Origin of the sequence: uncultured Flavonifractor sp., from assembly GCF_944387675.1 — a bacterium.
Lineage (GTDB): Bacteria > Bacillota > Clostridia > Oscillospirales > Oscillospiraceae > Flavonifractor.
Genome location: NZ_CALXFV010000161.1, coordinates 1 through 2,887, shown reverse-complemented (window position 1 = coordinate 2,887; position 2,887 = coordinate 1). Strand labels below are relative to the sequence as shown.

Sequence of the window (2,887 nt, the reverse complement as noted above, 5' to 3'; positions counted from 1 at the left end):
TCCACACCGATGAGGATGGTCACGTTCCCCGCCATCAGAAAGCCGCCGGTGGTGGCCAGCTTGGTGGAGGAGAAGCCTTTCTTGGTCAGGGACTGGGTGACGGTGTTGGCGTCGTCATGGTTGATGATCGCAAGGACCAGTTTCATTCCTATCCCTCCTGCCTTGGGTTCACACACAGAGAATCAATTCCGCCGGGAACAGATTCGACAAATCTTATTATAACCTATTTCCTCCAAATATGCGATAGTTTTTTTCTCAATCCCCTCCCCCGGGGCCACCACCGGCACGCCGGGGGGATAGGGGGCGATGGGATGGGCGGCGATTTCCCCCTCCGCCTCCTTCAGGGGGCGGTCCTCCCCCGGGTCAAAAAGGGCCTGGCGGGGAGTGCGTATCTGGGCGCCCGGCTCCGGCGGCGGAGGAAGGGCGGGGCAGGGTCCCAGGACCGCCTCCCCCAGGGCGGAGCGCAGCCGGGCAAGGTCCGCCGGGGTGTCGGCGCAGGTGAGGATGAGCACCACATGGCCCCGGTCCGCCAGCTCCGGCCACACCCCCAGTCCCTCCAGCGTCCCCTGGGCCGCCAGGCCGTCGGGGGAGAGGAGGGTGAGCCGGGTGGGGTCCAGGGGGGCGTCCCGGTCGGTCAGGGCGGGGAACTCCCGGCGCAGGGCCGCCGTCCCCTCCGCCGCCCGGCGGTAGGCGGCCGCCCCCTCCTCCAGCATATGCGCCCGGCAGACATCCAGCGCCGCCATCATGGGGTAGGAGGGGCTGGAGGAACCGTAGATGCCCCCCGCCCGCCGCAGCGCGCCGTGGGAAAAGCCCTTCCCCGCCAGCAGCAGGGCGGTCTGCCCCGGGGCGGGGAGGGTCTTGTGGGCGGACACCACCGCCAGATCGGCGGCGGAAAAATGGTCCAGTCCCAGAAAGGGCAGGTGGGCGCCATGGGCGCCATCCACCACCAGCACCCCGCCGTGACGGTGCATCACGGCCGCCAGGGCGGGGATATCTGATAACACACCGTAATAAGTGGGAGATGTAATACAAAGCGCTTTTGCATTTGGATGGGACGCCAGCAGGGCTTCCACCTGACCGGGGGAAATGGGGCCGGCCACCGCCCCCCCGGCCAGCCAGGGCCGGGGTACGTACACCGGCTTCAGGTCCAGCAGGGCCAGGGCGTGGAAGGCGGAGCGGTGGCAGCTCCGGTCCAGCAGCACCTCAGAGCCTGGAGGGCAGGCCAGGGTAAGGGCGGAGAGCACCCCCTGGGTGGAGCCGCCGGTGAGGAAGAGGCAGCTCTCCATGTGGAAAACCTCCGCCCACAGCGCCTCCGCCGCCCCGATGGCGCCGTCCCCGTCAAAGAGGTTGCCGGTGGGGGGCAGCTCGGTAAAGTCGATGACGGAATACCCCGCCAGCTCGGGGGCGGGGAGGGGTTTGCCCTTGTGGCCGGGCATGTGCATCCGCAGGGGGGCTTGGGCGGCAAAGTCCCGCAGGGTGGTATAGAGAGGGGTGCGTTCCACAAAAGTCACCTCCGCTGTGGAAAAGAGACTGTTGAAAAAGTGGCTCCGCCACTTTTTCGAGCCGGATGCAGTCTGCCGCATACAGATTTTGTCCGCTTTCCGCGGACAAAATCCACACTTGCAGCCTGAGCTGTTTCGACAAGCTGAGAGCCCCGGCGTTTGGCCGGGGCTCAGCTTGTCGAAAAACCTCCCCCGTAGGGAGCCTCGCAGAGTTCTGTCGCCCGCAGGCGACAGAATCATACTGAAATTCGTCATTTCCGGGGACATGTGCCTCGGAAATGACACTTCTCATGACGGATCGGGTGACTATTTCGCAAGAAATCGAGGCCGATCCGTCATGCAGCCTTTTGTCGGAAAAGGCCAACGGCCTTTTTCGACAGTCTCAGCCCCGGCGTTTGGCCGGGGCTCTTTTTGATTTAGAACTTGACGCGCTGGGCAATGTAGTTCTTGACCTCACTCATGGGAATGCGCACCTGTGCCATGGAATCCCGCTCCCGAATGGTTACGCAGCCGTCGGCGGGGGTGTTTTCGTCCCCCACGGTCTGGAAATCCAGGGTGATGCAGAAGGGGGTGCCGATCTCGTCCTGGCGGCGGTAGCGCTTGCCGATGCTTCCGGCGTCGTCGTAGTCCACCATAAAGTCCTTGGCCAGCTCATCCCGCAGCTGCTGGGCGGGGCCGGAGAGGACTTCCTTTTTGCTCAGGGGGAGCACGGCGCACTTGAAGGGAGCCAGGGCGGGGTGGAGGCGCAGCACGGTGCGCACATCGTCGTTGCCCTTCTTGTCCTGGCCCACCACCTCCTGGTCAAAGGCGTCCACCAGGAAGGCCAGGGTCACCCGGTCGGCGCCCAGGGAGGGCTCCACCACGTAGGGGATGTAGTGCTCCCCGGTCTCCTGGTCGAAGTAGGTCATGTCCTTGCCGGAGACGGTCTGGTGCTGGGTCAGATCGTAGTCGGTGCGGTCGGCCACGCCCCACAGCTCGCCCCAGCCGAAGGGGAAGAGGAACTCGAAGTCGGTGGTCCCCTTGGAGTAGAAGCACAGCTCCTCGGGGCTGTGGTCCCGCAGGCGCAGGTGGTCCTCCTGCATGCCCAGGCTCAGCAGCCAGTCTTTGCAGAAAGAGCGCCAGTACTGGAACCACTCCAGGTCGGTGCCGGGCTTGCAGAAGAATTCCAGCTCCATCTGCTCAAACTCCCGGGTACGGAAAGTGAAGTTGCCGGGAGTGATCTCGTTGCGGAAGCTCTTGCCGATCTGGCACACGCCGAAGGGCAGCTTCTTCCGGGTGGTGCGCTGGACGTTGGGGAAGTTGACAAAGATGCCCTGGGCGGTCTCGGGCCGCAGGTACACGGTGTTCTTGGCGTCCTCGGTGACCCCCTGGAAGGTCTTGAACAT

At 64.7% G+C, this 2,887-nt stretch carries 3 protein-coding genes; all 3 read right to left on the bottom strand.

Translation table 11 applies throughout. The features are described from left to right. Positions 1 to 146, bottom strand: a 146-nt coding sequence (locus Q0J74_RS10965) for a cyclic-di-AMP receptor (protein WP_297214549.1), incomplete at its 3' end; no start/stop codon positions are given. Positions 147 to 182: 36 nt separating this feature from the next. Then, positions 183 to 1,502 (bottom strand): aminotransferase class I/II-fold pyridoxal phosphate-dependent enzyme, encoded by a 1,320-nt coding sequence (locus tag Q0J74_RS10960; protein ID WP_297214547.1) that lies wholly within the window; start codon positions 1,500 to 1,502, stop codon positions 183 to 185. A gap of 416 nt (positions 1,503 to 1,918) precedes the next feature. Further along, positions 1,919 to 2,887 (bottom strand): glycine--tRNA ligase (locus Q0J74_RS10955; protein ID WP_297214544.1); only part of this gene is annotated, 969 nt, incomplete at its 5' end.